Raw genomic sequence first — 5,680 nt, 5'->3', positions numbered from 1 at the left:
ACCTCCCCCGCACCCGCCGGTGCCCGCACCCCCGACGGCGCCGCGCGCCCGGTGCGCATCGGGGTGCAGATCCAGCCCCAGCACGCCGCCTACGCCGACATCCGCCGCGCCGCCGCCGCGGTGGAGGAGGCCGGCGCGGACGTCCTCTTCAACTGGGACCACTTCTTCCCGCTGACCGGCGATCCGGACGGCGCCCACTTCGAGTGCTGGACGGTGCTGGCCGCCTGGGCCGAGGCCACCAGCCGCGTCGAGATCGGCGCGCTGGTGACGTGCAACACCTACCGCAACCCCGAGCTGCTGGCCGACATGGTCCGCACCGTGGACCACATCTCCGCCCGCGAGGGGGGCACGGGGCGCCTGGTGCTGGGCATCGGGTCCGGCTGGTTCGAGCGCGACTACAGCGAGTACGGCTACGACTTCGGCACCGCGGGTGGGCGCCTGGACGACCTGGCCGCGGCGCTGCCCCGCATCGAGGCCCGCCTGGGCAGGCTCAACCCGGCCCCCACCCGGCACGTGCCCGTCCTGATCGGCGGCGGCGGGGAGCGCAAGACGCTGCGCATCGTCGCCCGCCACGCCGACATCTGGCACGGCTTCGGCGACGTGGACACCATCGCCCGCAAGCACGCCGTGCTCGACGACTGGTGCGCCCGCCTGGAGCGCGACCCCGCCGAGATCGAGCGCTCCACCGACGTGGCGGGCGACCCCGCCGAGGGGGAGGCGCTGCACGCCGTCGGTACCCGGTTGTTCACCATCAGCGTCGACGGCCCGCGCTACGACCTGGGCCGGGTGCGGGAGTGGATCGCCTGGCGGGACGAGAAGAACGCCTGAGCCCGGGCGCCGATGGGTGTCCCGGGCGGTGGGTGTCCCGGGCGGTCGCGCACCGGCGGGGCGCCCACCGCCCGGGCGGTAGCCTCGGCGTCCGTGCCCGCCGCCACCGACGCCCCGCCCCCCACCGCCGCGGAGACGACCGTGCTGGCCACGCTCTCCGGCAGGGACCGCCCCGGCCTGACGGCCGCGCTGCTGCGCGCGGTGCAGGCCCTGGGGGTGGAGGTGCTCGACGTGGAGCAGATCGTGGTGCGCGGCCACCTCAGCCTGGCGCTGCTGCTCACCGAGGGCGCGGCGCCCGGGGCGGTGGAGGCCGCGCCGGCACCGGCGGCCGCGGCCGCGGGCCTGCACCTGCGCTGCGAGCGCGGCTCGGGCGACAACGCCCCCCGCCGCCCCGGCCGGCTGCACGTGACGCTGCTGGCCGCGCCGCTGCGCGCGGAGGCGGTGGCCGCGATCACCACCCTGCTGGCCGAGCGCGGCGCCAACGTCGACCGCATCCGCCGCCTCTCGCGCCGGCCCGTCACCACCTTGGAGCTGGACGTGTCCTTCGACGCGCCGGCCGAGACCGATCCGCTGCGGCGGGCGTTGACCGCGACCGCCGGCGCCCACGGCGTGGACGTGGCGCTCTCCCCCGCCGGCCTGGCCCGCCGCGGCAGCCGCCTGGTGGTGATGGACGTGGACTCCACCCTCATCCGCCAGGAGGTCATCGAGCTGCTGGCGGCCCACGCCGGGCGGGAGGCGGAGGTCGCCGAGGTCACCGCCCGCGCGATGCGCGGGGAGATCGACTTCGCCCAGTCCCTCGTGCAGCGCGTCGGCTGCCTGGCGGGGCTGCCGGTGCAGGTGCTGGAGGAGGTGCGCGCCGCGGTGCAGCTGACCCCGGGCGCGCGCACCCTGTGCCGCACGCTGCGGCGGCTGGGGTTCACCCTCGGGGTGGTCAGCGGCGGCTTCCTGGAGGTCGTGGGGCCGCTGGCCGCCTCGTTGGACATCACCCACGTGCGGGCCAACCGGCTGCAGGTGGTCTCCGGGCGCCTCACCGGCCGCGTCGTGGGCCCGGTCGTGGACCGGGCCGCCAAGGCCGAGGCCCTGCGCGACTTCGCCGCCGCCGAGGGGCTGCCGCTGGCGCGCACGGTGGCCATCGGCGACGGCGCCAACGACCTGGACATGCTCGCCGCGGCCGGGCTGGGGGTGGCGTTCAACGCCAAGCCGGTGGTGCGCGCGCAGGCCCACGCCGCGGTGAACGTGCCCTACCTGGACGCGGTGCTGCACCTGCTGGGCATCAGCCGCGAGGAGGTGGCGGAGGCCGACGCCGCCGACGGCTGATCGCCGCCGGCGGCACCCGGCGCGGCCGGCAGCGCAGCGGGTGCTGGCGGTGGCGGAGCGGCGGGGGCCGGTCAGCCGTTGGTGCTGGCCCAGGTGGCCACCGCGGCCAGCACCGCCACGATGAGCACCATCAGCCCGGCCAGCAGCAGCAGCCGGCGGGCGCCGGAGCCCTGCGGCGGCGGGGGCACCGGCGGTGGTGTGCCGGACACCGGCGCCCCTCAGGAACCCATGGCGTGGAAGCCGCCGTCGACGTGCACCATCTCCCCCGTGGTGGCGGGGAACCAGTCCGACAGCAGCGCCACGCAGGCGCGCCCGGCGGTGGAGGCGTCGTTGACGTCCCAGCCCAGCGGCGAGCGCTCGCTCCAGGTGCCCTCCAGCGTCTCGAAGCCGGGGATGGAGGTGGCGGCGGTGGTGCGCAGCGGACCGGCGGAGACGACGTTGACCCGCACCCCCTTGGGGCCCAGGTCGCGGGCCAGGTAGCGGGCGGTGGACTCGAAGGCGGCCTTGGCCACGCCCATCCAGTCGTAGACCGGCCAGGCCACCCGCGCGTCGAACGTCAGGCCCACCACGGCGCCACCGGACCCCATCAGCGGCAGGGCCGCCACCGCCAGCGACTTCAGCGAGAACGCCGAGACCTGCACGGCGGTGGCCACGTCGTCCCACTGCGTGGCCAGGAAGTTGCCGCCCATGGCGGTCTTGGGTGCGAAGCCGATGGAGTGCAGCACCCCGTCCAGGCCGTCGGTGTGCTCGCGCACCCGCTCCGGCAGCGCGGTGAGGTCCTCGCCGCTGGTGACGTCCAGCTCGATGACCGGCGCCGGCTGCGGCAGCCGCCTGGCGATGGTGGAGGTGATCTTCGCCTGGCGCCCGAAGGAGGACAGCACGACGCTGGCGCCCTGCTCCTGGGCCAGCTTCGCGGCGGCGAAGGCGATGGATCGGTCGGTGAGCACGCCGGTGATCAGCAGCCTCTTGCCGTCGAGCAGTCCCATCTGCGGGGTCCTTCCGTGCGGTGCGAGCGGGGCGGGTGGACAGAGCGGGGCGGGTGGACAGAGCGGGGCGGGTGGACGGGGTGTGCGGTGGTGCGTGCGGCCGGGTGCGGCTCAGTGGCCCATGCCGAGGCCGCCGTCGACGGGCAGCACCGCGCCGTTGACGTAGCCGGCGGCGGGGCTGGCCAGGAAGAGGACGGCGGCGGCGACGTCCTCGACGGTGCCGAAGCGGGCGGCGGGGATGGCGGCCAGGGCCTTGGCGCGCACGTCCTCGGCCAGCACGGCGGTCATGTCGGTCTCCACGAACCCCGGCGCGACGACGTTGGTGGTGATGCCCCGCCCGCCCAGCTCGCGGGCCACGGAGCGGGCCATGCCCACCAGCCCGGCCTTGCTGGCGGCGTAGTTGGCCTGCCCGGCGGCCCCGGAGAGGGCGTTGACGCTGGAGACCAGCACGATGCGACCGCGCCGCAGGCGGATCATCCCCTTGCTGGCGCGGCGGGCGCAGCGGAAGGCGCCGGCGAGGTTGGTGTCCACGACGGTGGCGAAGTCCTCGTCGCTCATCCGCAGCAGCAGCTGGTCGCGGGTGACGCCGGCGTTGGCCACGAGGACCTCCACCGGCCCGTGCGCGGCCTCCACCTGCGCGAAGGCGGCGTCGACGGCGGCGGTGTCGGTGACGTCGGCGCGCACCCCCAGCAGCCCCTCGGGGGCCTGGCCGCTGCGGTGGGTGACGGCCACCCGGTCGCCGGCGGCGGCGAAGGCGCGGGCGACGGCCAGGCCGATGCCGCGGTTGCCGCCGGTCACGAGGACGCTCCTGGGTTCTGGCACGAGGCGGGACGCTAACGCATCGGCGCCCCGCCTCCCGCCAGCGCCCGCCCGCCCCTGCGGATGTCGGCGCCGGAGCCTACGGTGGGCTCGTGCACCGCTCCCGGACCACCGGGTCCTCTCCCCGCGCGGGCGCCGCGCCGGCAGACGTCTACCGCATCAGCGCCGCCCCCACGGCGCACACCGACGACATCGGCGTGCGCTACCGCAAGTACATCGTGTCCATGGTGATCCGCACCATCTGCTTCCTGCTGGCCGTGTTCGTCGACCACCCCGTGCGCTGGGCGTTCGTGGCCGCCGCGGTGTTCCTGCCCTACGTGGCCGTGGTGCTGGCCAACGCCGGGCGCGAGCACCACGACGCGCCCGTGCCGCCGGTGGCACCGCAGGTGATCGAGCTGCCGTCCCTGCCGGCGGCCGCGGCCACCGGCGCCCCCGGCGACGTCGTCGAGGGGCGCGTGGTGGATGAGGGCACCGGCCCGCGCCCCTGAACGCCCGCGCGGCGCACGTCGCCACCGCCGGGCGGCGGTGCCACACTGCCGAGGTGGAGACGACGCCCCAGCGCGACCTGCTCACCGCACCGCCCCGACCCGCCACCGGCGCCCAGGGGTCCGCCCTGCCGGGCAGCGCCGGGCCCGACGGCGCGCACGAGCCGCCCTCGGACCTGGTGTGCAGCGCCCGCGGCTGCACCTCCTCCGCCGCCTTCGGCCTGCGGTGGAACAACCCCAGCCTGCACACCCCCGAGCGGCGCAAGACGTGGCTGGCGTGCCCCCAGCACCGCCAGCACCTGGCCGACTTCCTGGACCTGCGCGGTTTCCTGCGCGAGACCGTCGCCGCGCAGGACCTGCGCGGCTGAGGCCGGGTCCGCACGGGCAGGGCACGGCGGGCGGGGCGGCGCGCAGACCGCCCTGGGGGGCTGCCTACAGTGGGGCGGTGCCGACGTCCGTGCTCAGCCTGCTGCGCGAGCGGCGCTGGCAGGGCGGGCTGGCCGTGGCCGTGGCGGTGGCGTGCGCCTGCGTGCTGCTGGGGCAGTGGCAGTGGCACCGCCGCCAGGACCGCCTGGAGCGCAACGCACCGCTGGTCGCCAACTACGACGCCCCCGCGCGCCCGCTGGCCGAGGTGCTGCCCTCCGCGGCGGCCGCGCTGCCCACCTCGGCGCTGTGGACGCCCGTGACGGTGCGCGGGCGCTACGACGCCGCGGGCACCCTCCTGGTGCGCAACCGGCCGCTGGACGGCGCCAACGGCTACGAGGTCCTCGTCCCGCTGCGCCTGGACGACGGCAGCGCGCTGCTCGTCGACCGCGGCTGGGTGCCCGCCGGGCGCAGCAGCAGCTCCCCCGACGCCGTGCCCGCCCCGCCGCAGGGCGAGGTGGAGGTGACGGTGCGGCTGCGGGCCGGGGAGGCCACCCGCCCCGGGCGCGCGGAGGTGGCGGGGCAGCTGCAGACCATCTCGCTGCCGCAGGCGGCCGACCAGCTGCCCTACCCGCTGCTGCAGGCGTACGGGCGGCTGGTCGCCGAGCAGCCGCGGCCGGCGCAGCTTCCGGCGGCCCTGCCGCGCCCGGCCACCGACGAGGGCCCGCACCTGGCGTACACGGTGCAGTGGTACTGCTTCGCGCTGGCCGCGCTGGGGGTGTGGGTGGTCGCCGGGCGCCGGGAGCTGCAGGCGCGCGCCGCCGCCGGCGCGGCCACCGCAGCGGGCACCGGCGCCGGCTCCCCGCCGGGTGCACCCGCGCC

At 77.2% G+C, this 5,680-nt stretch carries 8 protein-coding genes; 5 read left to right on the top strand and 3 right to left on the bottom strand.

Features of this window, described 5'->3' with window-relative positions; genetic code table 11:
- Positions 1-51 precede the first annotated feature (51 nt).
- Together ABEB16_RS09560 and serB are read left to right on the top strand one after the other, a co-directional pair.
- Positions 52-828 (top strand): LLM class F420-dependent oxidoreductase, encoded by a 777-nt coding sequence (locus ABEB16_RS09560; RefSeq protein WP_345712028.1) that lies wholly within the window; start codon positions 52-54, stop codon positions 826-828.
- A 93-nt stretch (positions 829-921) separates the two neighbouring features.
- The gene (gene serB, locus ABEB16_RS09555; protein WP_345712026.1) at positions 922-2,145 is read left to right on the top strand and encodes a phosphoserine phosphatase SerB; all 1,224 of its coding nucleotides are present in this window, start codon (positions 922-924) and stop codon (positions 2,143-2,145) included.
- Positions 2,146-2,216: 71 nt separating this feature from the next.
- Here the strand turns inward: serB and ABEB16_RS09550 are convergent, their stop codons facing one another.
- The 3 genes from ABEB16_RS09550 to fabG form a co-directional block, all read right to left on the bottom strand.
- Complete coding sequence (locus ABEB16_RS09550) at positions 2,217-2,354, bottom strand: hypothetical protein (RefSeq protein ID WP_345712025.1); 138 nt, start codon at positions 2,352-2,354, stop codon at positions 2,217-2,219.
- A 9-nt stretch (positions 2,355-2,363) separates the two neighbouring features.
- On the bottom strand, positions 2,364-3,131 hold the full coding sequence (fabI, locus tag ABEB16_RS09545) for an enoyl-ACP reductase FabI (RefSeq protein WP_345712024.1): 768 nt from the start codon (positions 3,129-3,131) through the stop codon (positions 2,364-2,366).
- A gap of 111 nt (positions 3,132-3,242) precedes the next feature.
- Positions 3,243-3,953, bottom strand: coding sequence for a 3-oxoacyl-ACP reductase FabG (fabG, locus tag ABEB16_RS09540; protein ID WP_345712023.1), 711 nt, complete (start codon positions 3,951-3,953; stop codon positions 3,243-3,245).
- 89 nt (positions 3,954-4,042) lie between these two features.
- On the opposite strand from fabG, the gene ABEB16_RS09535 reads away from it, so the two are divergent.
- The 3 genes from ABEB16_RS09535 to ABEB16_RS09525 form a co-directional block, all read left to right on the top strand.
- The gene (locus ABEB16_RS09535; RefSeq protein WP_345712022.1) at positions 4,043-4,438 is read left to right on the top strand and encodes a DUF3099 domain-containing protein; all 396 of its coding nucleotides are present in this window, start codon (positions 4,043-4,045) and stop codon (positions 4,436-4,438) included.
- Between the two features lie 53 nt (positions 4,439-4,491).
- Positions 4,492-4,803, top strand: coding sequence for a hypothetical protein (locus tag ABEB16_RS09530; RefSeq protein WP_425560148.1), 312 nt, complete (start codon positions 4,492-4,494; stop codon positions 4,801-4,803).
- Positions 4,804-4,880: 77 nt separating this feature from the next.
- On the top strand, positions 4,881-5,680 hold an 800-nt coding region (locus tag ABEB16_RS09525), incomplete at its 3' end, for an SURF1 family cytochrome oxidase biogenesis protein (RefSeq protein ID WP_345712021.1).

The organism is Kineococcus glutinatus, assembly GCF_039542765.1.
Taxonomy (GTDB): Bacteria; Actinomycetota; Actinomycetes; order Actinomycetales; family Kineococcaceae; genus Kineococcus_A; species Kineococcus_A glutinatus.
The sequence above is the reverse complement of the archived record's forward strand: the minus strand, read 5'-3'. Positions and strand labels throughout refer to the sequence as shown.